Origin of the sequence: Pseudomonas sp. W17 (genome assembly GCF_040268305.1) — a bacterium.
Classification (GTDB): Bacteria; Pseudomonadota; Gammaproteobacteria; order Pseudomonadales; family Pseudomonadaceae; genus Aquipseudomonas; species Aquipseudomonas protegens.
The window spans coordinates 1670932-1690692 of sequence record NZ_CP158490.1; the positions used below are offsets into that span (position 1 = coordinate 1670932).

Here is a 19761-nt window from a genome sequence, read left to right on the forward strand (position 1 = left end):
ATTTGCTCGGGGGGCTTCGCTTCGAGCAAAGGTGCTGTTATGATGCGCGCCGTTGGAGAGATGCCAGAGTGGCCGAATGGGACGGATTCGAAATCCGTTGTACCTTCACCGGTACCTAGGGTTCGAATCCCTATCTCTCCGCCATTATTGAACAAGACGAAGCCCCCGTAATCATTGAAGATTACGGGGGCTTTTTCGTTTTTGGCAAAATTTTTAGGGCAAATTTAAGGCACTCGGTCGACGGTTTTGATGCCGCTGCGGGAACTCTACGGCGGTTCAGCAGTAGTACGAAATGGACTTATCAGCGCGAGTGTGGCTGGTTGCAGAGCTGTGAGCTCGTGGGTGTCGAAAAATTATTGTATCGCTTACGCTTGTGTGTGGAGGCCACCTATGCAAGCTTGCATAAAGTTAGCTAGACTCCGCGCATGATTCGTATCACTCCCGCAACGGGAATGAGAAGAGCGTGTGAAATGGATTCACACGATTCTCGTACCATCAAACTGACAAGTGAATTTCGATGACGCAGACAACCGCTTGGACCACTGAGACAATCCGTTTCACTCTCCTGGGAGTACCTGAGGGCGTGAAGGTGTCTTGGCAATCCATCGTGGGAGAAGAGCCGGAATCAGTGACAAACCGTCCAGCTCAACGGCTTTCGATCCAGGAGGGGCCGTTCCAGGGTGGACGCCTCGTGATCACATCGCACCCTGGTCGGGTTGATATCTCCCTCGCGGCGGTTCCGACTAATCCTGAGAGTCATCCGACACTCGGTTACTTTGCAGAGGTCTCTGGGATCTTTGAGGAACGTTTGAGCCTCATTAAGTTTCCCACGGTCGCAAGATTAGCTATGGGCGTTACGCTCAATGTTTTTCCAGAATCTTTGGAAAAGAGCAATCTTATGTTCAGGGAGCTGGTTCCTGGCTTGGATTTTGGTAATGATGCATCTGATCTTATGGTTCAAGTTAACAGGGTTAAAAAGTTCCCCAAGATCAGCGGTATGGTTATGAATAGGCTTTCAAAATGGTCTCAACTGTTGAGTCAGACTGTTCAGTATCAAAATCATGAGGCGCTTGCTACTAAGCATAATCACCTAATCCAGTTGGAGTTAGATTTGAATACAAGTCCTAACTCTAAGCTGCCACATGCTGATGCGTATAAAAGTATTATTGCGGCATTCTTCAGTGAGGCTCGTTCGTTAGCAGGGGTTAAATAAATGCACATGGATAATGCACCTCATATGTTGGAGACATCTGTGATGATGGCTCCAATAGAAAGAAGAGTTACCGATTTCTATGACTCAAACCGTGTCGGCTCGGTTGTGGTCCCTAGTTCTACTTCCTCGTATCCGGCGTATGAGTTTAGACTTAACTTAGTAAGCTACAGCTCTCCAATTGAAGATGTTGCAAAAACAGCAAAGAAAATCCAAGGATTTAGTGACTTTTCTAGCTCGTTGGATGTGCTTGATGTCAAAGATGGTTGGATAGTTAACAAGCTTGTTGGTGTGCAAGTAAAGCCGCTTACAGGGAATTTGATTGCTGCGTTGGAAGAGCAACTCGACTCTATATATGCATTGGATGCTGCAGCTATAGTCGATCCTGAACAGAGCAGAGTTGCAATTCGAGCCGTGGTTGATATTGTCGAAGACTATATCAAAGCTAAAGATCTCTGGAGTTTGAATGAGTTTTTAGCTCTTGTAAATCCAGAGTCTATGCGAAGGATAACGAGTGTGTCTGTTTTGCGAACTTCGTTCCGAATGAGAGACAAGCTTAGTAATTGGTCCACTTTGTATGATCTTGTATATGCTCATCTAAAAGAGACAGATCAGGATCCTGAGCGCGCCTTGCGTGGATTGTCTCGTCCTAAGGTGCTGCAGATTGCCTGAGGTTAAGCTTATTGGTGAAGTTGGCCTGTTCGGGGCCGCGATTCTTCAAACGCCAACCCCCGGACAGCGCCATGCGGCGCTAGTGTTCAAGGATCGTAGTAAAAAGCACTTGAGTCTTTTGCATTTGGCTTGGCATTACACCCTGAAGTGCGATCCGTTTAACGCGCCTTATCGTTCAGTGCCTAACCAGCATTTCGATGAAGAAGAGCTTGAACTCTTCGCTGAGCACGCCTCTCGTTTGTATGACGAAAATACGGCAGGTATTCCATATGGGATGGAATATACAGGCGCATCAGTATTTAATGGTGATTTAAAATTTATCGACTCCCCGGGTGCCGGGCTCACATGTGCCACTTTCATACTTGGTTTTTTTGATAGTTTGGGGTTCGACATTCTTGATGTTTCATCCTGGCAGAGCCGTGATGATGACACTCAGTGGCAGTCAAATATATTTGCTGCTCTTGAGCCGCGCTTAACTCCTGAGCGAAAAGAAAATCAAAAGAACTTGATTGGTGCAGCATATCGATTCAGGCCAGAAGAAGTAGTAGGGTCTTTTGGGGTTTTCGAATCGGCACCCATTAAATTTTCTGATGCCGTCAATGCCGGGCTGCAGTTACTTGACGAAATGCGAACAAAATAATTGAGAGGACCCACCTGGTCCTCTCAATATGGAGCAAATAGCTCTGTTAATAATTAGCTAAGCAGTTGTTGGGTCTTCTCTAAATCCCAACATTTTTGAAACGATACCTGCCATGCTCTTGGTGTCCTTAGGTATCCATCTGCCATAATGCTTTCTCACCATGGTTGTGTCAGCGTGGCCCAATTGGCGGGCCACCCACTCGACAGGAACGTAACTCGACAGCATCTGGCTGGCGAACGTATGTCGGCATTGGTTGGCGCCGCGGTGCCGAACCCCGAGTTTTTTCAGGTGGGCGGTAAACCACTTACTTAGCGTCTTTCCGTTCCATAGCGCGGTGCTTCTTGAGTTGCGGAAAAGGAATCGGACCTTCTGTTTCTTCGCTGTGATGTTGTCGCGCTGCATCACTTTGATCTCAACTGCCGGTGCTGTCTGTGCTGCAGCAACAATCTCGCGCATCAGGTCGAGGGCGGGATCTATCAGCTCGACGATCCGTATCCGTGATCGTTCCTTGGGTACTTTGAATTCCCCGACGACCAGGGCGCGGCGCACATGAACAGTGCCGGCGACGAGGTCTACATCTTCCAGGGCCAGGGCGATGATTTCGGACATTGACAGGCCGGTCCAACAGTTGAAGGCCAGCATGCGGGCATCCTCCAGGCGCTCTGGGTCGCCCGTCGCAATTAGCTCGATTTCCTCGCGACTGAAAGGGTCGGCGTGTTCCGAGTCGGAATCGGTCCCGACATTGCTGATCCGCTCCAGAGGGTTTGATTTCAGTATTCCGTCGCCAAAGGCGTCGGCCCAAACCCCACGGACTACGGTGAAAATATCGTTTACGGTCTTCGGTGATAGGCCCTGCTTGAGCAGTTGCGCCTGGAACAGTTCGATATCGCTTTTGCTGATGTCGACAATGCGCCGTTTGCCGAATTTGACGCCGACGTGTTTCGATTTACTTGCGTAGTTCGCGACTGTGCTGGAGGCTCGAAGTGCGCGTTGTACCTCAAGCCACCTATCTATGCCTTCCTGCACAGTTCGTTTCGTCGAGTGGCCGCCGGTACCCGAGAACATGGCCGCCCTCGGTGAATCGGGAAAGTGGGCGGCGTAGTCAAAGCGTCCCTCTTTGATTTCCGTAAGGATCGTCCGGCGCTTGTTGTCGGCATAGGCAATCGAAGCTTTGTTGACGGCAACTATGCCGGGCAGTGGTTCGCGGCACCGCTGCCCGTGGAGCATGAACACAATGCGTAGTTGCTTGCCGTTCATCTCGACGCCTGTTGGCATTTTCCCCTTCATGGTTGGCCGGCCATCCACTTCTCAATGGCTTCTTTGTTGTAAACCAGAACGTTTGCGGGGTCGGTTCGATAATGCCTGCCCTCCAACCATTTGCCCCTGGACCTGTATTTCCGGGCGGCCTCGGTGCTGATTCCGAAAACGGTCGGCAGCAGCTGCTCCCTGAACCACGCGCCGGGCATGACGAAGTTATGTTCGATCTCGATTTCGATCTTCTCTGCCGCGCTCATACTGCCTCCTCGGTCTGGTTGCCTGGCTGCGTTTTAGTGGCGCAGACTTGTTGCGTGAATGTCTCTCCGCGCTTGCGGCTGACAGTGAGATACCGACGTTGACCTTGCCGCATCTGTTGGATCTTCTCGGGATCGGCCCAGCCCACCAGTGGCGTGCTAGGGCGTGCTGGGTCCTGGCGGGTTTCCAGCTTTTCCAGCTCGGCCAGGACGTCCTTGAGGTCAAGCGTCGAGATCGTCATTGCCTTGTCGCCCTGGTTGATTGCGCGGTGCAGACAGGCTTTCGCGTAAGCGATGGCTTGGTTCATGGCCGCACCTCCATGTTGATCTGATCTATCCACTCGATATCGCGCAGGTCGTCATCGCCAATTTGATTTTCCTGGTGATCGAGGCTGTTCTGAAGTTCGACAAGCTCCTCCACGTCAAGCCCCTCAATCACCTTGTGAAACGTGACGACTGCTTTCCCGGTCAGGACGACTGTTCGGCTCATGGCTGCACCTCCAGGTCGCGGCGGACTGCGCTGTATTTCTCGACGTGTCCGCAGGGATTGAGCCAGCTGTGGACGGCCAGTTGCCTGCTGCCGTCGTAGCTGATGGCCTGGTAGGGTTCTCCCCGCGGGGCGCCGCACTGCCGGCAAACCCACGGAAGCGTCACGGTGATTGAGTCGAGGCCGCCGTGCTGCTCGCGGGCAGGGATGGTTACCGTTCTTTCTTCAGGCATGACTTGTCCTTGCCGCTGCTGCTGGCTTGAAAGTTGGGGGAGGGGCTGCTGCCAACATGTCGCGGTATGCGTCCAGCATGTCTGGATCGTCGATGGTCTGGCGTTTCGAGTACCACGCTTCGGCAAACGCCACGATCATGTCGTCGGTCGGTGCTGCCGGAACCAGCTGGAACCCTGGCGGCACTGGCTGGCGAAGTAAGGCCAAAAAGCTTTTGCCAGTCGCAATGCGCAGCGCCTCGTTCTCTGGTGTCACCTCATATTCGTAGTTCCGCTGCGCAGCCTCTACTACCAGGCGAGCGGACAGACCAGCGCTGAAGCGTCCAGCGCCCATCAGAGCAGGCTTGTCGAGCTTGGGCCACTGATCAGCAACGACCGCGGGCTGCTCGGCTGGGCGGGTGTAGAGCGGGCCACGCCATTCGAATTCATCGCTGAGCTGATCAATCGAGTAGCCATAGCCAAAGTCGCTATCGGTTGTTCTCTGGTGCAGATTGCAGCGCAGCTCGCCTTCGTCCTCGACAACCTCAATCAGCGCTTCACGCTCCAGGCCGTTACCGCGTATCCAGTAGGCGCCTGTGGCGACAGGCTTGCTCACCGTCCACCCCACCGGCTCGCCCTGGTGCTGCTCGGCAGGCTGGGCGAGAAAGGCGCGCAGCTCAGTCCCCGCGTCGGTGAACTCGTAGCGTGATCCACCAACCCAGCGAACAAGGCCGACCGATGCGAGTGACTTCATACGCTCTTTCGGAACGTCGTATCCCTGGCCGTCTTCTGTCGTTTCATGGAAGCGCAGCAGATCCCGCGACTGCTGTTCGGTGATGTTCAAGCGAACGCTGATCAAGTTACTCATGGCTCGCGCCCTCGCTGTACTGAACGATCGACGACCCACAGTCGGGACAGCCGCACTTCGACTTTGGACGCTCCATGGTTGCGCACCAGTCGGCAGGCTCTGCGCTGGTGGATAGAAGCCCCATCACATCCAGCAGCATCATGCAGCAGTTAGCCACGTCGGCCGCGTACTCGCTGATCTGCGGGTAGTCCAGGGCGGAAAGCGCCTCGCCGAGCTTGTCGTGGTGATGCGTGATCTCGTTGAAGGCCGTTGCGGCGGTCATGCCAAGCCAGCCATCGCGGTCGCCCTTATGACTGTTGGCCTTCAGCTCGCGGACCATCAGCGCCAGGAACGGGCGCAGCGTGTCGCCGTATGCTCCGAATAGCGCATCCCGCTCGGCCAGCTGCTGCTTGGCTTGGTACAGCTGTTTGCGCAGGTTGTGCTCTCGCTCGCCCGCCCGGATGTAGGCGTTTTCAAGCACGGCGATACGCTGGGCTGCGACTTTCTGATCCTGCTGTAGCTGGGCTACTAGGCGTTGAGGGTTGCAGGTACAAGGCAAGCGGCCCTGGTTGCAGTCACACAGGGGTTTATGGCTCATGCGGCCTCCTTGACTTGCTCGGCGTTGCGCCATGGATCATTGGCCCGGGCCAGTGCGGCCATGGGTGGCGGGCTGACACTGTTGCCGCACATGTGGACCTGTTCAGTCTTGGTGAATGGCTTACCGTCGGCACCTTTGTCGATGATGTAGCTGGCCGGGAAGCCCTGGGCGCGGTACAGCTCGTGCGGCTGGAGCATGCGCAGGCAGATATCTACGATCACGTAAGGCGTGCCTTTCACGTACACGGTGACCAGGGCCAGGCGGTCCTTGGTGGTGATCGTCGAGAGCGATTCGTCGCAGGCGCTCATGTTGTGAGTGCCGTAGTAGCGGATCAGAAAGGCCGCGACGCGAAGGGCGCCGGCTTCCTGCTCGGGCGACAGCTTGTATTCGATCAGGGCGTGATGCTCGGCCCCGGCGGTCATGGTTGGCACTGGATCTTCGATGGCGACCCCGGTGCAGTTGCGGCGCAGGGTGGTCAGGTTGGCGGTTACAAAACGCTGCTGGCTGCCGCTGCTGGTTATGGTGGTCATGGGGTCGGTGACACCTTTGGCGTGCGTGGTGTTGAACCCGCCGTTGGCCTGTTCCATGAATGCCGTGCAGGTGCCCAGGGCATGGGCTGCCCCCGCCGGGCGCTTGTAGTTGCCGCCGCTGGTGATGGTGGGCAGCGGTTCGGTAATGGCTGCGCCTTCGCTGTTGAAGCGGAATTTGACCAGGTGCGCCGACGCTAGGGCGCGATGGCTCTGGGTTGTGATCGTGCCTATGGGTTGGTCAACAGATACCGGTTTGCTTGCGTACGCTGGGCCGCCGGCACCCACCATCACCGGGCTGGCGATCATCAGTTCACCTCGGTTGGCAGCGGTGACGGTGGGCAGTGGTTCGGCTGGGTCGTTGGTGCGATCGCTGCCCTGGTGAGTTGCGGGCAGGATCACGGCGCTGGACAGCGCATGCTTCACGCCGCCGGCGACCACGGTGCCCAGGGGGTGGTCGATGTCGGGGGCGCGTGGCTGCTGCCCCTCGCGTTCTCCATACCCCGTCTGTACCAGGGTAGGGCTCGCCATGGCGAAAGTGCCCCCGCGTGGCCAGGAGGTGACGGTGCGCAAGGGTTCGTCCAGGGGCTGCACACTCTCGCCCGACCAGTTAGCTATCGGCACGATGAACGGAGTCGGGTTGTCCAGAACGAACTTCTTCATTCCTTTGGCTACCCGTCGCAGCGTGGCCTCGGCCAAGGGTTTCTTGCGACCGAAAATGCTTTTGCTCGGCACAGTCCAGTCGATGCAGTCGGCGGCGGTGCGGTGCTTCTGCTGCCCCTTTGCTGGCTTCTTAGCGTGGGTTGGTTCCGGCCAGATGATGGACTGACCATCGCAGCGGGCAATCATGAACAGGCGTTCACGGGTGGTGGGGGCACCGTAGTCGCAAGCCTTCACGATGCGCCATTCCACCTGGTAACCCATGCCTTCCAGCAGTTGAACAAACCGGCGCCAGGTGATGCCGCGACGTTTCGGGTCTGGCACCAGGAACTGTTGGTGCACCGGAACGCGCTCGCCCGGGGCGGCTACGGTGCCATCGAGTTTCATCACCCGGCCGGTTGCCTTGTCGCGCTTGGCGATCAAGGGGCCCCATTGCAGGATCTGCTTTACGTTCTCCAGGCTGATTACGCGAGGCTTCTTCTTGCCGCCCCACTTGAGGCCAATCCAGGACAGATTGCGGATCTCGCGCTTGCGCGGTTGCCCGCCGGCGGCCTGGCTATGGTGGGTGCAGTCGGGGCTCATGTGGAACCAGCCAACGCGGCGGCCTTGGCATTCTTCGTCGGGGTCGCCATCGAAAACGTCTGTGGTGTAGTGCCGGGCGTGCGGATGGTTGGCGGTGTGCATGCTGATCGCTGCGCGGCTATGGTTCTTCGCCACGTCGACCTTGCGGCCCAGGCCCATTTCCAGACCGGTGCCTACGCCGCCGCCGCCGCAGAAGAAGTCGACAACGATTTCATCATCCTGGGCGTTGAGATTCAGGGAATACTGGGTCTTGAAGTCGAAAGGAGGCGTTTTCATGGAGGTCATGCCGCGTCCTCCACCGCCAGTTCGCCGGCTTCGCGCTCCTGGTACCGCTCGTAAGCCTCGCGCAGTGCGTCCCGTAGGTGCGGATAGCCCTCGGTGTCGGCTTCGTGAGGGAAAGTAACGGTGCTGGTTTCCGGCTCGGCCCAGAGGCTGCCGTGGGAGTTCAACCATTCGATCAGCCGGGTATCAAGTGAACCGGCGTTCAGTGCGGTACCCGCCATGGCGGTGTGAAAGACGCGATCGGCCAGGGCCCGGGCCTGCGGAACGAGTGCGGCTGCTTCCGCTTGGGGATCTTCAGCCTTGAGCACTTTGTACGTCTTCGTGGCCAGTTCCAGCGCTTGGGCCATGCGAATCAGGGTCTGTTGATCGTCAACCGTGAAGGGCTGGGCCTTGAGCTGCTGTTGTTGGGCCTGGTGTTCGGCTACCTGGATCGCCAGTGTTTGGCAGCGTTCGGCAGTTCGCGCCAGGTCGTTGCTCAAGGCGTGGTTGCGGTCCCGGTAGTCGGCCGTGATGCGAGCCAGGGCGCGCAGAAAGGCCCTGCGGATGAAGAAAGCCAAGACGATGCCGCAGAGTAGGGCGCCGGCGATGATGATCAGGTGTTGAGTTTGCATGTGCTGTGATCCTCGTTAGAGCCCGCCGCCGGACGGATACGTGGTGAGAGGACGGCGACGGGGTGTTGCAGCTGAGTTAGCGGGTGGCTTCGTACAGCGGTACTTCGTTGATCGCGGCCTTGATCTTGGCGCGGACGGCGTTGTACGCCTCCTCAAGCACCTTTTCCGGGCGGATCAGTTCGAACCACATGGCCAGGCGACCATCGACGATGCGATAGCGGAAGCGGGCAGGGATGCAGAAGCCTTCGCCGCCCAGGAAGGGTTTGATGCCGATAAAGAACTGCTCGGGGATGTTGAGCTGGCCCGCTTCACCGGCGCGGCCGTCGATTTCCTCGTTGTAGGTCAGTTGAACCTGGCCGTTATCGAGGCGGGTGCCTTGGCGAAAGCTGATGTTCTTTTTGGCTTCCAGGGTGCGGCTGATTTCCAGCATGTCCGCCGCGCTGGGGGCAGCTGGGAAGTCGTCTTGCTGGACGATGTCCTTTACGTTGTCCTCGATGAACTCGGCAAATGCGGCCTGATCCATCCGCTTGCGGTCGGCGGTTTTCCAACGTCCCCATTCAACGGTGATAGGGCAGCAATAGCTGGCGGTATGCTCAGCCCAGGCCGGGTTGGTAGGTTGGTGATAGTCCAGTACTGCTGTGAAGGTCCGGCCTTCCGGCCCATTGCAGAAAACCGAAGTAGCCGAGGTGGCGAAGCGGTTCACGTACTCGATAAAACTGTCTGCATCCAGCATGGTGATCTTCTGGCGGATACGGCTCGGCGCGGGCAGCAGCTTCTCCAGGTCTTGTACCGTGACGCCGTCCGGCACCAGGGCTACTGGGGCGTGCAGGCCTGGATGGTCAAAGGGTTTGCCCAGGGCCTGGGACAAGGTGACAAGCTGTTGAATGGCTTCTTGCATTGGATGTGCTCCAGTTTTCGTGGTGAGAGGTGGTTACTGTGAAACGTTGCGCAGGTTGGCCGGGCTTTCTTCGTCGAGGACGGGGCGCAATGGCAGATCTTGCTGGCGTGGATCGCGGCGAGTGAGATTGCCTTCCGGAGTGAGGAAGAACAGCGAAGTGCCCCGGGAAAGGGTCGGCTCCTTCACCTTCACATCGGCCTTGATGTTCATCTGGCCGCGGCCGTCCGGCTTGTAGTTCAACTCGATGACCAGCTTGCCGCCCTTGCCGGAAAGGCGAATTGCATCGATCAGGCGGTGTTGGGCCTCGCTCAGTTCATCGAGCAGGCCGCCGGCCTCGATGTCGCGGAAGGTGTCGATAAAGGGGCGTGCTTTGCTCATGTGCTGTGTCTCCCTGGTTGCTTGCCCCTGGTCGGCAGGGGCTACCGTTGAATCAGGCCGCAGCCTTGCCCGATTGCGCGTCGAGGTAATCCGCCAGGTCGTGGAGGTAGACAACCCACGGGGCGCGGCTCGAGTGGTGAATGCGCTTGGCTGTCAGCTTGATTCGTCCTTTCCGGATCTCCGCCAGCAAGTGCTTGTCCGTCCGTATGTGCGGGAAATACTCCTGCCGCACGGCGGCCAGCGTTGGGCACGGGGTGGCGAACTGGCGTCGCAGCTGGTTTAGGGTTTCGCTCATGGGCCGGCCTCCCCAGCCCCCGCGGTTGGCTGCAGCTTGCGGCTGATCAGCTCGGCCAAACCTCGGGCGTCGGCTGCTCGGCCAGTTGCGCAGATACGGCCGCGGGCATCGGCAATGACCGCGCCGAACGGCGTTTCCGGGGTCTTCGTCGGGGTGACGAATGCGGTTTGTCCGGGTTGGAGGACGCTGTTAACCCGGTGAAATGCTTCGGCAAGGTCGGAAGTGCTGCTCGGCAGCCAACCAAGGCCCTGTGGCTCGCCGATCAATGTCTGCCCAGACACCGCTCCAGGGCTGCCGAGGTAGATCGGAATCAAGGCCAGGGTGTCGCCGGTGGTGGTGAATGCGTTGAAGTAGTTGGTCTTCATGCTGCGGCTTCCTTGTTCGCGATTGTGATGCCCAGTTTTTTGGCCAGGTACGACACGCCGGTTTCGGTGACCATCACCACGGCGTAGTGCTTGTACTGTCCGGACTTACCGATCTGCACAGAGCGCGGGTCGGAGTACAGGTGACCCTGGTCGCGGTGGTGGCTGGCCAGGGTTCCATCCTTTGCCAGCACGCGCAGATCCCGGAGCTTGGCGCGGAAGGCTCGGGGCTTGAGCCCGAGCAGTGCCGCTGTTTCGTCGAGGGTGCGGTTCATGGCTGTGGCCTCAGGCAGCGGTGCGCTGGGGACGGTTGCGGATGCATTCCAGCAGCTGATCGACCTTGACCTTGAGGTGCGAGATCGACTCTGTGTTGGTCAACAGCAGATCGCCTGGCTTTAGCTCTACGCCGGCTTCGCTGATGTGTGGGTTCACTGCTGGGGCTTCCGTTCGCCAGATGTGGACGATTACCCCGCCGCGACGGCGGATGAAGTTCGCTTCGTTCTCGAAACGCACATCGCTGACTACGAACCCGATCACGTCCGTTAGGGCGTTCTGCATGTAGTTCAGGTTCTGCTCTGCGATCTTTACCCAGACGTCTGGGTGGACCACCTGGCGGGCCCACTCGGTGCCCATCGACTGCATGAGCTGGCGCGGGGACTTGCCCAGCCAGGCCAGCTCATGCTCCTTGCGGTCCCCTTCGAAGTCCTCGGTGTCGAGGTTGAAAATCTCCATCAGGCCGGTGCGCAGCGGATCTGCGAAGGCGTACTGCTCGAGCATGTGAACTTGCGCCAGGTGATCCGCGACGGTGGATTTTCCCGAGCGAGCGAGGCCGGCGAGGCCGATCAGAATCGGTTTCATGCTGCATCACCCCCGAATGGGCCGAGGTCCGCTGCCTTGGTGGCTGCGGTACGGCGGGTGGTGGCGATCACCAGTAGGCCAGTCTGGCGCTGGATGGCTTCGACGGCGGCGGGATTAGTGCAGGCTGCGGGGTGTAGATACACCGGGCAGCGGGTGGGGCTGTGCTGTGTAGTCGTTTGCATGATCCGTACTCTTGGTGAGAGGTGTACGGGATAAAATTAGTGTTAGTGGTTTCTTAAGTCAATAGCGGTACTGTTATTTAGTGTTTTTTATGGTCAAAAAAAAAGCCCGCTATTAGCGGGCTTCGTCCTGGCGTGTGATCAAAGGTCTACAATTTTGCGGCGGGCGCGCCCGTAGACCTTCCATTCTTGGCTGATCTTGATGACCCTGTCCGGCCAATTTGGATTGGTTGCATAAAGGTACAGTTCGCCGCCTTCTTCGCTAACTTGTCGCAATGTTGCTGCTTTGTCATTTGGGCGCCTTGCGACCACAAAGTCGCCAGAGTTCCATTGCATGTCCGGGTCAACGACGACTTTATCGCCAGGCTTGAAATCGGGCTCCATGCTTTTTCCTTCAACGCGCAGGATAAATGCGCGGGGTCCAGCAGGGCCTCCTGCTTCGACCCACTCTTCTACATCGTCCTTTTTGAATCCTTCATCCGCCTCGCAAAAGGCTACAGCTTTTACATATCCGATCACAGGCAACAGCCTCCCCGCCGGTCCCATCTCCGTGGTGTTCTGATGAAAGCCCCCAGAACTAGGGTTGCTTATCTTCGAACCGTTATTTGCCGTGCTCATGGTTTCTGCTAATCGAGGGCTAACGCTCTCGGGGGCGAATCCTATGGCACGGCTGAGGCTTAATAACGCGGGGAGGTTCAGAGCAATCTTGCCTGTCATGTATTGGCTGACGGCGCTTTGTCCAGCCCAGCCACAAATGTCCGCAACCTTTTCTTGAGTCAGGGTGCGGTCTTCCGCTTTACGGACGTTATAAGCGGCCTTAAGGCGGGCTGCTTCTTCGGCGATGTAGGGCGGTTTGGTCGTCATGATCGCGATGCTATAAGGGTTACTTATATTCAACAAACACTGATGGTGTTTTTTTCTTGCTCGAATTTATGAGTTGAACTAATATTTTGACCTGCGTCCGTTCTGAGGAACTGAGAATGACAATTGAATATGGAGTTCCTTTGCGAGAGTTCGCAAAGGGGAAGAGTCAGGTGGAGGTTGCTGAGCTTCTTGGTGTAACCCAAGGCGCAATCTCCCAAATGATGCTGAGTGCTCGGGATGTCCGAGTAGTCAGCGGTTCTGATGGGAAGCCTGAAGGTTTCGAAATCCGCCGTATTGGCAGTCGTCGCAAATCACTGGCTGCCTAATTAAAGGTGCCGGGCTGGGACCTCTCACCACAAGATCCCCCAGCCCGGCTACGACGATACACAGCACATGCACATCGGTCGTAGGTCGGATGATAGGGCGTGCCCTAATGTCTGGCTAGACCGTAAAAGAGGTATTTACGGTTATGAGTCGCGTAGCAAAACCAAAGGCCGTCGAGCCAATACTCCCATTGCGTAAGGCGCTCTACCGCGCCGGCCATAGCTACCCGGGCGGCGTCACCGCGCTGGCACTGGATATGGTGATGGATTACGACACCCTCCAGAAGAAGCTCAAGCACGATTTCGAGCATCGCTGGCTTGACCCGGACGAGCTTGAAGAGGTTATCCGGCTGACCGAAAGCCCGGTATTGCTCGATGCGTTGATGCGCCCCGCAGGCATGGTCTGGTACAAGCCCGAGCCTGCGGCGCCAACACAACAAGCCTTGCAGGCGGTCAGTCGGCTACTGCATGAAACCGGCATGTTCGTGTCCAGCATGCACCATGGTGCCGCCGACAACATCTGGGAGCCACACGAAGTAGAAGACCTGGAGAAGCACGGGGCGGACGTGATCCGTGCTGTCCTGGGAATCATGGCCGGAGCCCGTGCCGCGATGGAGGAACACCTCCATGGCTGATGTGATCGATATCGCAAACGACCAGGCCGACTACTTCCTGCAAGTCGCGTTGGAGCGCCGCCAGCGCCTGGCGACTGGCGCCGCCAGTGCGGAACTCTGTGAAGACTGCGACGAGCCTATCCCGCCTCTCCGGCGACAGAAGGTTCTGGGTTGCCAGACCTGTGTCAGCTGCCAGGAGTTGCGGGAGCGGCGCAGATGAGTGAACAGATCAATGCGCCCACTGCAGAGTGGGCGCGGCGCTATGTCGAGCAGTTCGGTCTGGCCCTGGTTTCCATCGACCCAGGTGAAAAGGCACCCAAGGGGCTGGGATGGAACAAGCCCGGCGGCTATCACACCGACGCAGATGCGGCCTCTGGATTCTGGCAACGCAACCCTGAGCACAATCTCGGTGTTGTGCTTGGTCCGAGCCGGGTTTGCTCGCTCGATGTCGATGATGTCCAGTGGACCCGCCACGTACTCTACGAGCTGCACGGCATTGACCTGGATGCCATAGCGCTGGTGTTCCCGACCGTGGTCGGCAACCCGGCACGTTTCCGTGTGATGTTTCGGGTGCCGGATGACCTGGAGCTAACCCGCCATTCTTTGTCCTGGCCGAATGAGAATGACCCGGACGGGTCGATCTACAAGCGGCTGACAGCTCAGGCCAAGGCCGCAAAGGCTGATGGTGATCTGGCAGGGGAGGCAGCAGCCAAGGCCGAGGCGCAACAGTTCCAGCGCTTCACGGTGCTGGAGCTGCGCGCCGGCCTCGTGCAGGACGTATTGCCACCCTCGATTCACCCAGGCACGGGTAAGCCATATTTCTGGCGGACTGCGCCTAATGCGGCCGAGGGCCTGCCGGTGCTGCCAGGTGAGTTGCTTTCGATCTGGAACAACTGGGACATCTTCAAGCGCGACGCCGAGGCAACTTGCCCCTGGGCGCCGAAGCCCAAGAAGGACCCCGGCAAGACAATCAAGCGACCAGCCTCCAAGGGTGACCAGCCGTCGGTGATCGATGAGTTCAACCGCTGTCACGACGTCGAGGAGCTGCTGCGGGCCCACGGCTATATCAAGCGCGGCAGCAAGTGGCTGTACGCACAAAGCAGTACCGGCATGCCCGGCATCACGGTCAAGGAGCGCAAGGTGTACTCGCACCACGGCGCCGACCCGTTGGCGAACGGCCACCAGAATGATGCGTTCGAGGTGTATTGCCTGCTCGAACACAACGGCGACCAGTCCCGGGCGGTGAAAGAGGCGGCGCGCATGCTCGGTATGCAGCATTCGTCGCGACCCGATCCCCGGGACCTTCCCCCGCCCCCTTCTGAGGACATGAGCGGGCCGGGTCCTGATGGTGCAGTCGCCCCCAGCGAGGCTGCTCCGGCTCCTATGGGGGGCGCGGGGGAGGCGTTGACGCTCGAGCAAGTGCTGCGACGGTTTGCGCTGATTGAGGGGACTACTCACGTCTGGGACTGCGATCAAGCGCGGGCGATGAAAAAATCAGCATTTGAGGCGCGAGTCAGCAAGCCTATTGCCAAGGAGTGGCTGGACAACACCGCCAAGCGCCTTATTTCCGCTGACCATGTCAGCGACATTGAGCAAGCGCGGCGCATGGCAGGCAAGAAGACGGACGCCTTCGGCATGTCACCGACAGACCGCTATGTGTACATCGACGGAACCAAGGACGTCTGGGACCGGGAGAAGAAGAGGCGCATAGCCGAGGGTGCAGTAAAGATGGCCCTCGGTGATGCCTACGCGCTGTGGCTGAACAGTAGCGAGCGGCGCACGGTGGACGTTGAACACATTGTGTTCGACCCGACCATGACGAAGGACCCCTCGATCTACATCAACACCTTTGACGGGTTGCCGCTGGAACCCGTTCGGAATGATGAAGCCTGCAAGAACCTGCGCTGGCTGATCTCGTTTCTGTGCAACAACGACGAAGCCGCGGTGCAGTGGCTCACGCGGTGGCTGGCGTACCCGTTGCAGCACCTGGGCGCCAAGATGGATACCGCAGTGCTGATGCACAGCACCATGGAAGGCTCGGGCAAAAGTCTGTTGTTCGCCGATGCCCTGGGCATGCTGTACGGCCAGTACGCGGCAACCGTGGGACAGACCCAGCTGGAAAGCAACTTCAACGCCTGGCAAAGCCGCAAGCTCTGGTCGGTGTTTGAAGAGGTGGTCAGTCGTGACCAGCGTTACAACCAGGTGGGCAAGATCAAGCACTTGATCACGGGTAAAACCGTGCGGATGGAATCGAAGTTCATCAACGGTTGGGAGGAAGCCAACCACATGAACGCGGTGTTCCTCAGTAACGAGATACTGCCGTGGCCGATCAGCGACAGCGACCGCCGGATGCTGGTCATGTGGCCCATGGAAACGTTGCCGGTGGAACGGCAGAAGGCGATAGGCAAGGAGCTGGAAGAGGGCGGCGTTGCAGCGCTTTATGGCTGGCTGCTTTCGGTCGACCTTGGCGACTTCAACCAGCGCACACGGCCACCCTCGACCGAGGCGCGCGAGCGATTGGTAGCGTTGAGCCGGGCCGCCTGGCAGACGTTCTTGCATCTATGGCGCTATGGCGAGCTGGGTTATGGCTTGTGGGGCCCGTGCCTGTCCTCGGATGTGTACTCGGTGTTCCTGGAATGGTGCCATCGCAACAAGGAACATGCGATGAGCCAAACCAAGTTCTCGCTGTTCGTCAGCTCAGAGGTCGATAAGACGCGGGCGATACCCTGGACCGAGGGGAACACCCGCAAGTTCGGCGCGTTCTTCTTACCCGCGCATCTAGATCCTTCCCCGCCCCCTTCGATGAAAGCGGCCGACCTGGGCAAGCAGGTGGATGAGTGGCGGGCCCGTGCACGGCTCGCGGGTTGGAGTGTGGACAACTGGGACCATGTGAAGGGGCCTACACCATGACTGCGCCTGAATGTGTGTTGGGTGTGTTGGGTGTGTGTCGGGTTTGTTTTGGCAACTCAACACAGGTCAAACCTTTCTATTTCAAGGGTTCTAGCGCTGTGTGTTGGGTGTGTTGGGTTTCGCTACGCGGGCGCGCATGCGTGACGTCATTTGCAGCTGATTTGAAGGTTAAAAATTCTTCTCATGCGAGGACTGAAAAACCCAACAAACCCAACACACTCAACACAAAAGCTATTAGAGCATTGAATTTATTGGGATTTATCTGTGTTGGGTTTGTGTTGGGTTGGGTGTTTTTTGTGTCGGGTATGGTTTCCAGGGGGATGGGGCAATGATTCAGGAGATAGAAGAGCTGATGTTGCACTGGGCGAGCCAGCTCGGCCGCGTTGGGGATGGCGGCGGCTTGGGCAGCCCCATGGCCACGATCATCGAGTGGGGTGGGAGCGCGCCGCGTGGGACGCCAGGGCCTCGATCGCCAGGTGGCGGTGCTGGGATCGATCACATTGCGTGGGAGGTTTCGGCCGCGCTCGCGCAGATTGAGCGCCAGTCAGAAAAGGGCGCCTTGCTGGTCCGGCTTGCGCATAACCGCTACCTGCCTGCCAAGCCGTTGACCGTCCAGGCGCAGCTCGCTCTGTTGCAGTTGCCCACCAGTGCAGATCGAACCTACCGGAACTGGGTCCACCGGCTGCATCAACAGGTGCAGGTCATTCTCGCGGCGCGCACTGTCACTGCTCGGGGCGGTGGCCGCCGTAGTGGTGCTGTTGAGACGGATCTGACTCGGGCATCGATGAAGAGGCGTCGGCACGGCTGACCGTTCGTCTGAGCGAAATGCGCCAAGTTGGCGTTGAGTTGGCGTCAAGTTGGCGTCGAGTCGAACAACCGAAAATGGGCCCTTTTCGGTTTTTCCGGAGGGGGGTAAAAAGTCACCACGATATGCGATCTGCGCCTAGGCGCTTCACCTGAGCACGTGCTGTGCACCTCGCCCTGGCTTTGGCCAGGACATTGAAAACCCCGTCCCCCTGGCGGGGTTTTCTTTTTCCGGCGTTCGCCGCGCTCCCTCATTTGAGACCCGTTATGACAAACGAGCAGCAAGCGCTGGCAGAAATGCCGATCTGGTTGGTAATCGTCCTGGCCCTGGTCGGAGGCGTGTCCGGCGAGATGTGGCGAGCGGACAAGGATGGCGCCCGGGGCTGGGTACTGCTGCGGCGCTTGGCACTGCGTTCTGGTGCCTGCATCGTCTGCGGAATGGCGGCAATGATGCTGTTGATCGGCGCCGGTGTGTCGGTCTGGACGGCGGGTGCCTTTGGCTGCCTGACGGCGATGGCAGGCGCGGATGTCGCCATTGGCCTGTACGAGCGGTGGGCGGCAAAGCGGATCGGGGTGTGCGAGGTGTCGCCTGTCCCCGAGGATCGGGTTTGATGCTCTGGAGGTCACGTATTACGGGGCTTTCAGAGTTTTTCACCGGTTTGGAGAGGAGAGTCGGGGAGACTTGCGTGTTCTATATATCCCAAGGCTTCTAGGCTGATTCTGGATCTCGGGATACAAGCAGGGATACACGCTGCTTTCTGTTGGGGTATTTTCTCAATCAGGTACTGCTACGATCAAAGCTCGCGGAGGCTATCAAAAAAGGGAAACCATGCGCATAGATTTCGAAGCTGACCTGCTCACGTTCGTCGTATCTGAACTGAAAAAACTGAATGTTGTAGCTCCCAGCAAAGATGTGACCGCCTGCGCGTTGCTTCTTTTCAAGCTCCAAAGAAGATGTCCAATTGCAACGCCACGCCGGACAGAGTGCGCAGCGTCTTTCTCTGTCCCTGCTGATCTAAAAAGCGGTTTCGATGGGCTTTGCCTTGCAATCCACCAAGGCCAGCCGCTGTTTCCGTATTTGAGCAGATCCACGTTCAGCATAGATAAAGTTGATGGGCTTCTTGATGATTGGGGAATTCTTCATTTTCATCTCGGCACTGAACGCTTACCTAATGGACTGATCAAGGGTACTAAGACCGTCGCATTCGGCTTGGTACAAACAGACTGCATCTACTTTCTTGAAGCTCTTCCCCACGGTCGCGGTCATGGTGATGTCTGGGTTCGCGAGAAGCTGATCCACACCATCGAGGAGAATTGGCCGTCGTTGCTACCTTCGAACTCTCGCTCCTTGACCCCGGATACCCTGACGGCTGAGGAGCGAGCGAACTGCAGGAAAAAATCCTTAAACGTCACCGTGACGAAGCTTTCTGGTGAAGTGATCTTTCCACCAGGCGGTGGTGTCATGTGCGATGGCACCGCCATCAATGACTTCATGCAGCTGCAAAAGATCTACGCCCAGTTCGATTGGGCTCGCAAAACGTGCGAATTAAACGAGCAATCAATACGTGATGCGTTAGAGATCGGTGATAAAGACTTCCGTTTGCATGTTGGGTTTGCTGACAGGCAACTGTATTTGTACGAAGGCAGCACGGGCGTCCGCATTGAGTTCGCCGGGCTGGCATAGCCGCATTCTCTCCCATCCTTCAGCTAGCCTCTCCCCAAAAACTGCCGGGGACCCTGGGAAGCTCCCGAGGACACGGGGTCGGAAACCCGCGGATCTTTGTTAGCGGCTGGTTCACCCGCTTAGTGAACTGGCGGTGAACTGGTGAACACCCCGTATTCATTGGGTTAACTGGACGTCAAACACATGACCGTTATCAGCAAGTCGGACTTTGCGGCGCGGCGCGGTTGGGCCAAGTCCTACGTTTCCAAGCTGGCCAAGCAAGATCGGCTGGTGCTGACCGCAGACGGCAAGATCGAGCTGGAGGCCACCGAAGCCCTGCTGGCTGAATCGGCAGACCCCAGCAAGGCGGCGGTGGCTGCTCGGCATGAAGAAGCGCGCATTGATCGTGATGTGCGCAGCGGCCTGGTGCCGACTGCTGAAACCGATGCTGTGCCGCAACTCCCCAGCAAAGGCCCGGATTTTCAGAAGTCCCGAGCCCACCGGGAGCATTACCTGGCCAAGCTGGCCGAAGCTGAGTTCTACAAGGTCCAGGGTGACCTCGTTGACCGCGAGGCGGTAACGGTCGCGGCCTACAACGCCGGGCGCATGGTTCGTGATCTGTTGTTCGGCATGTCGCCGCAACTGGCTGCCGAGGTAGCCGCTCTGAGCGATCCCTGGGAAATCGAGCGGCACCTCACAGGGGCGTTTCGCCGAGCCCTTGAGGACGCTGGGCGCATGACCGCCGCCGACCTACAACAAGCCATCACACAGAGCTAG

General features: G+C 58.0%; 29 protein-coding genes and 1 tRNA gene. 13 read left to right on the forward strand and 17 right to left on the reverse strand.

Going from position 1 to position 19761, the window contains the following annotated elements; genetic code table 11:
• The first annotated feature begins 54 nt into the window (after positions 1 to 54).
• The 4 genes from ABCR88_RS07645 to ABCR88_RS07660 all read left to right on the forward strand — a co-directional run bounded on the left by ABCR88_RS07645 (position 55) and on the right by ABCR88_RS07660 (position 2522).
• Positions 55 to 144 (forward strand) — tRNA-Ser (locus tag ABCR88_RS07645).
• Between the two features lie 373 nt (positions 145 to 517).
• Positions 518 to 1213: a hypothetical protein gene (locus ABCR88_RS07650; protein ID WP_350404316.1), complete on the forward strand. Its 696-nt coding sequence runs from the start codon at positions 518 to 520 to the stop codon at positions 1211 to 1213.
• On the forward strand, positions 1214 to 1882 hold the full coding sequence (locus ABCR88_RS07655) for a hypothetical protein (RefSeq protein WP_350404317.1): 669 nt from the start codon (positions 1214 to 1216) through the stop codon (positions 1880 to 1882). It begins immediately after the preceding gene.
• A complete protein-coding gene (locus tag ABCR88_RS07660) occupies positions 1875 to 2522 on the forward strand; it encodes a hypothetical protein (protein ID WP_350404318.1) in 648 nt (215 codons plus the stop codon). Before ABCR88_RS07655 ends, ABCR88_RS07660 begins: the two co-directional genes overlap by 8 nt.
• Before the next feature lie 57 nt (positions 2523 to 2579).
• Here the strand turns inward: ABCR88_RS07660 and ABCR88_RS07665 are convergent, their stop codons facing one another.
• From ABCR88_RS07665 to ABCR88_RS07745, 17 genes are all read right to left on the reverse strand, one after another.
• A complete protein-coding gene (locus ABCR88_RS07665) occupies positions 2580 to 3809 on the reverse strand; it encodes a DUF3596 domain-containing protein (RefSeq protein ID WP_350404319.1) in 1230 nt (409 codons plus the stop codon).
• Complete coding sequence (gene xisR / locus ABCR88_RS07670) at positions 3806 to 4036, reverse strand: excisionase family protein (protein ID WP_350404320.1); 231 nt, start codon at positions 4034 to 4036, stop codon at positions 3806 to 3808. The genes ABCR88_RS07665 and xisR overlap by 4 nt, the downstream gene beginning before the upstream one ends.
• Entirely contained in the window at positions 4033 to 4341 is a 309-nt protein-coding gene (locus ABCR88_RS07675) for a hypothetical protein (RefSeq protein WP_350404321.1), read from the reverse strand. The genes xisR and ABCR88_RS07675 overlap by 4 nt, the downstream gene beginning before the upstream one ends.
• On the reverse strand, positions 4338 to 4523 hold the full coding sequence (locus tag ABCR88_RS07680) for a hypothetical protein (RefSeq protein WP_350404322.1): 186 nt from the start codon (positions 4521 to 4523) through the stop codon (positions 4338 to 4340). The genes ABCR88_RS07675 and ABCR88_RS07680 overlap by 4 nt, the downstream gene beginning before the upstream one ends.
• Complete coding sequence (locus ABCR88_RS07685) at positions 4520 to 4753, reverse strand: hypothetical protein (RefSeq protein WP_350404323.1); 234 nt, start codon at positions 4751 to 4753, stop codon at positions 4520 to 4522. The genes ABCR88_RS07680 and ABCR88_RS07685 overlap by 4 nt, the downstream gene beginning before the upstream one ends.
• Entirely contained in the window at positions 4746 to 5597 is an 852-nt protein-coding gene (locus ABCR88_RS07690; RefSeq protein ID WP_350404324.1) for a hypothetical protein, read from the reverse strand. Before ABCR88_RS07690 ends, ABCR88_RS07685 begins: the two co-directional genes overlap by 8 nt.
• The gene (locus ABCR88_RS07695; protein WP_350404325.1) at positions 5590 to 6174 is read right to left on the reverse strand and encodes a hypothetical protein; all 585 of its coding nucleotides are present in this window, start codon (positions 6172 to 6174) and stop codon (positions 5590 to 5592) included. The genes ABCR88_RS07690 and ABCR88_RS07695 overlap by 8 nt, the downstream gene beginning before the upstream one ends.
• Complete coding sequence (locus tag ABCR88_RS07700) at positions 6171 to 8228, reverse strand: DNA cytosine methyltransferase (RefSeq protein ID WP_350404326.1); 2058 nt, start codon at positions 8226 to 8228, stop codon at positions 6171 to 6173. Before ABCR88_RS07700 ends, ABCR88_RS07695 begins: the two co-directional genes overlap by 4 nt.
• Entirely contained in the window at positions 8225 to 8836 is a 612-nt protein-coding gene (locus ABCR88_RS07705) for a hypothetical protein (RefSeq protein ID WP_350404327.1), read from the reverse strand. The genes ABCR88_RS07700 and ABCR88_RS07705 overlap by 4 nt, the downstream gene beginning before the upstream one ends.
• A 76-nt stretch (positions 8837 to 8912) precedes the next feature.
• Positions 8913 to 9734, reverse strand: coding sequence for a DUF2303 family protein (locus ABCR88_RS07710; protein WP_350404328.1), 822 nt, complete (start codon positions 9732 to 9734; stop codon positions 8913 to 8915).
• Between the two features lie 33 nt (positions 9735 to 9767).
• Positions 9768 to 10112, reverse strand: coding sequence for a hypothetical protein (locus ABCR88_RS07715; protein ID WP_350404329.1), 345 nt, complete (start codon positions 10110 to 10112; stop codon positions 9768 to 9770).
• 52 nt (positions 10113 to 10164) lie between these two features.
• Complete coding sequence (locus ABCR88_RS07720; RefSeq protein ID WP_350404330.1) at positions 10165 to 10407, reverse strand: pyocin activator PrtN family protein; 243 nt, start codon at positions 10405 to 10407, stop codon at positions 10165 to 10167.
• A complete protein-coding gene (locus ABCR88_RS07725; protein WP_350404331.1) occupies positions 10404 to 10772 on the reverse strand; it encodes a hypothetical protein in 369 nt (122 codons plus the stop codon). Before ABCR88_RS07725 ends, ABCR88_RS07720 begins: the two co-directional genes overlap by 4 nt.
• Entirely contained in the window at positions 10769 to 11044 is a 276-nt protein-coding gene (locus tag ABCR88_RS07730; protein WP_350404332.1) for a phage antirepressor KilAC domain-containing protein, read from the reverse strand. Before ABCR88_RS07730 ends, ABCR88_RS07725 begins: the two co-directional genes overlap by 4 nt.
• Positions 11045 to 11054: 10 nt before the next feature.
• Entirely contained in the window at positions 11055 to 11627 is a 573-nt protein-coding gene (locus ABCR88_RS07735) for a deoxynucleotide monophosphate kinase (protein WP_350404333.1), read from the reverse strand.
• A complete protein-coding gene (locus ABCR88_RS07740; RefSeq protein WP_350404334.1) occupies positions 11624 to 11809 on the reverse strand; it encodes a hypothetical protein in 186 nt (61 codons plus the stop codon). The genes ABCR88_RS07735 and ABCR88_RS07740 overlap by 4 nt, the downstream gene beginning before the upstream one ends.
• Positions 11810 to 11947: 138 nt before the next feature.
• The gene (locus ABCR88_RS07745; protein WP_350404336.1) at positions 11948 to 12670 is read right to left on the reverse strand and encodes a LexA family transcriptional regulator; all 723 of its coding nucleotides are present in this window, start codon (positions 12668 to 12670) and stop codon (positions 11948 to 11950) included.
• A gap of 116 nt (positions 12671 to 12786) precedes the next feature.
• Here ABCR88_RS07745 and ABCR88_RS07750 point away from each other — a divergent pair, with 116 nt between their 5' ends.
• The 9 genes from ABCR88_RS07750 (at position 12787) to ABCR88_RS07790 (ending at position 19761) form a co-directional block, all read left to right on the forward strand.
• Positions 12787 to 12996, forward strand: coding sequence for a helix-turn-helix domain-containing protein (locus ABCR88_RS07750; protein WP_350404337.1), 210 nt, complete (start codon positions 12787 to 12789; stop codon positions 12994 to 12996).
• Positions 12997 to 13139: 143 nt separating this feature from the next.
• Complete coding sequence (locus tag ABCR88_RS07755; RefSeq protein WP_350404338.1) at positions 13140 to 13628, forward strand: phage regulatory CII family protein; 489 nt, start codon at positions 13140 to 13142, stop codon at positions 13626 to 13628.
• Positions 13621 to 13827 carry a TraR/DksA C4-type zinc finger protein gene (locus tag ABCR88_RS07760; RefSeq protein WP_350404340.1) on the forward strand — a complete coding sequence of 69 codons (207 nt, stop codon included), beginning with the start codon at positions 13621 to 13623 and terminating at the stop codon, positions 13825 to 13827. The genes ABCR88_RS07755 and ABCR88_RS07760 overlap by 8 nt, the downstream gene beginning before the upstream one ends.
• Positions 13824 to 16517, forward strand: a complete 2694-nt coding sequence (locus ABCR88_RS07765) for a bifunctional DNA primase/polymerase (protein WP_350404342.1) — start codon at positions 13824 to 13826, stop codon at positions 16515 to 16517. Before ABCR88_RS07760 ends, ABCR88_RS07765 begins: the two co-directional genes overlap by 4 nt.
• Positions 16514 to 16849, forward strand: coding sequence for a hypothetical protein (locus tag ABCR88_RS07770; RefSeq protein ID WP_350404344.1), 336 nt, complete (start codon positions 16514 to 16516; stop codon positions 16847 to 16849). The genes ABCR88_RS07765 and ABCR88_RS07770 overlap by 4 nt, the downstream gene beginning before the upstream one ends.
• Entirely contained in the window at positions 16846 to 17325 is a 480-nt protein-coding gene (locus ABCR88_RS07775; RefSeq protein ID WP_350404345.1) for a hypothetical protein, read from the forward strand. Before ABCR88_RS07770 ends, ABCR88_RS07775 begins: the two co-directional genes overlap by 4 nt.
• 263 nt (positions 17326 to 17588) lie before the next feature.
• A complete protein-coding gene (locus ABCR88_RS07780; RefSeq protein WP_350404347.1) occupies positions 17589 to 17933 on the forward strand; it encodes a phage holin family protein in 345 nt (114 codons plus the stop codon).
• 217 nt (positions 17934 to 18150) lie between these two features.
• Positions 18151 to 19005: a hypothetical protein gene (locus ABCR88_RS07785; RefSeq protein WP_350404348.1), complete on the forward strand. Its 855-nt coding sequence runs from the start codon at positions 18151 to 18153 to the stop codon at positions 19003 to 19005.
• Between the two features lie 183 nt (positions 19006 to 19188).
• On the forward strand, positions 19189 to 19761 hold the full coding sequence (locus ABCR88_RS07790) for a terminase small subunit (protein WP_232642834.1): 573 nt from the start codon (positions 19189 to 19191) through the stop codon (positions 19759 to 19761).

What these genes read in the sequence shown, in the direction of transcription:
- ABCR88_RS07695 (WP_350404325.1), bottom strand. Translation starts at nt 6,174, where the DNA reads ATGAGCCATAAACCCCTGTGTGACTGCAACCAGGGCCGCTTGCCTTGT.
- ABCR88_RS07705 (WP_350404327.1), bottom strand. Translation starts at nt 8,836, where the DNA reads ATGCAAACTCAACACCTGATCATCATCGCCGGCGCCCTACTCTGCGGC.
- ABCR88_RS07740 (WP_350404334.1), bottom strand. Translation starts at nt 11,809, where the DNA reads ATGCAAACGACTACACAGCACAGCCCCACCCGCTGCCCGGTGTATCTA.
- ABCR88_RS07720 (WP_350404330.1), bottom strand. Translation starts at nt 10,407, where the DNA reads ATGAGCGAAACCCTAAACCAGCTGCGACGCCAGTTCGCCACCCCGTGC.
- ABCR88_RS07785 (WP_350404348.1), top strand. Translation starts at nt 18,151, where the DNA reads ATGCGCATAGATTTCGAAGCTGACCTGCTCACGTTCGTCGTATCTGAA.
- ABCR88_RS07710 (WP_350404328.1), bottom strand. Translation starts at nt 9,734, where the DNA reads ATGCAAGAAGCCATTCAACAGCTTGTCACCTTGTCCCAGGCCCTGGGC.
- ABCR88_RS07745 (WP_350404336.1), bottom strand. Translation starts at nt 12,670, where the DNA reads ATGACGACCAAACCGCCCTACATCGCCGAAGAAGCAGCCCGCCTTAAG.
- ABCR88_RS07730 (WP_350404332.1), bottom strand. Translation starts at nt 11,044, where the DNA reads ATGAACCGCACCCTCGACGAAACAGCGGCACTGCTCGGGCTCAAGCCC.
- ABCR88_RS07735 (WP_350404333.1), bottom strand. Translation starts at nt 11,627, where the DNA reads ATGAAACCGATTCTGATCGGCCTCGCCGGCCTCGCTCGCTCGGGAAAA.
- ABCR88_RS07655 (WP_350404317.1), top strand. Translation starts at nt 1,214, where the DNA reads ATGCACATGGATAATGCACCTCATATGTTGGAGACATCTGTGATGATG.
- ABCR88_RS07775 (WP_350404345.1), top strand. Translation starts at nt 16,846, where the DNA reads ATGATTCAGGAGATAGAAGAGCTGATGTTGCACTGGGCGAGCCAGCTC.
- ABCR88_RS07665 (WP_350404319.1), bottom strand. Translation starts at nt 3,809, where the DNA reads ATGAAGGGGAAAATGCCAACAGGCGTCGAGATGAACGGCAAGCAACTA.
- ABCR88_RS07700 (WP_350404326.1), bottom strand. Translation starts at nt 8,228, where the DNA reads ATGACCTCCATGAAAACGCCTCCTTTCGACTTCAAGACCCAGTATTCC.
- ABCR88_RS07770 (WP_350404344.1), top strand. Translation starts at nt 16,514, where the DNA reads ATGACTGCGCCTGAATGTGTGTTGGGTGTGTTGGGTGTGTGTCGGGTT.
- ABCR88_RS07780 (WP_350404347.1), top strand. Translation starts at nt 17,589, where the DNA reads ATGACAAACGAGCAGCAAGCGCTGGCAGAAATGCCGATCTGGTTGGTA.
- ABCR88_RS07755 (WP_350404338.1), top strand. Translation starts at nt 13,140, where the DNA reads ATGAGTCGCGTAGCAAAACCAAAGGCCGTCGAGCCAATACTCCCATTG.
- xisR (WP_350404320.1), bottom strand. Translation starts at nt 4,036, where the DNA reads ATGAGCGCGGCAGAGAAGATCGAAATCGAGATCGAACATAACTTCGTC.
- ABCR88_RS07675 (WP_350404321.1), bottom strand. Translation starts at nt 4,341, where the DNA reads ATGAACCAAGCCATCGCTTACGCGAAAGCCTGTCTGCACCGCGCAATC.
- ABCR88_RS07715 (WP_350404329.1), bottom strand. Translation starts at nt 10,112, where the DNA reads ATGAGCAAAGCACGCCCCTTTATCGACACCTTCCGCGACATCGAGGCC.
- ABCR88_RS07690 (WP_350404324.1), bottom strand. Translation starts at nt 5,597, where the DNA reads ATGAGTAACTTGATCAGCGTTCGCTTGAACATCACCGAACAGCAGTCG.
- ABCR88_RS07750 (WP_350404337.1), top strand. Translation starts at nt 12,787, where the DNA reads ATGACAATTGAATATGGAGTTCCTTTGCGAGAGTTCGCAAAGGGGAAG.
- ABCR88_RS07725 (WP_350404331.1), bottom strand. Translation starts at nt 10,772, where the DNA reads ATGAAGACCAACTACTTCAACGCATTCACCACCACCGGCGACACCCTG.
- ABCR88_RS07790 (WP_232642834.1), top strand. Translation starts at nt 19,189, where the DNA reads ATGACCGTTATCAGCAAGTCGGACTTTGCGGCGCGGCGCGGTTGGGCC.
- ABCR88_RS07680 (WP_350404322.1), bottom strand. Translation starts at nt 4,523, where the DNA reads ATGAGCCGAACAGTCGTCCTGACCGGGAAAGCAGTCGTCACGTTTCAC.
- ABCR88_RS07685 (WP_350404323.1), bottom strand. Translation starts at nt 4,753, where the DNA reads ATGCCTGAAGAAAGAACGGTAACCATCCCTGCCCGCGAGCAGCACGGC.
- ABCR88_RS07760 (WP_350404340.1), top strand. Translation starts at nt 13,621, where the DNA reads ATGGCTGATGTGATCGATATCGCAAACGACCAGGCCGACTACTTCCTG.
- ABCR88_RS07765 (WP_350404342.1), top strand. Translation starts at nt 13,824, where the DNA reads ATGAGTGAACAGATCAATGCGCCCACTGCAGAGTGGGCGCGGCGCTAT.
- ABCR88_RS07650 (WP_350404316.1), top strand. Translation starts at nt 518, where the DNA reads ATGACGCAGACAACCGCTTGGACCACTGAGACAATCCGTTTCACTCTC.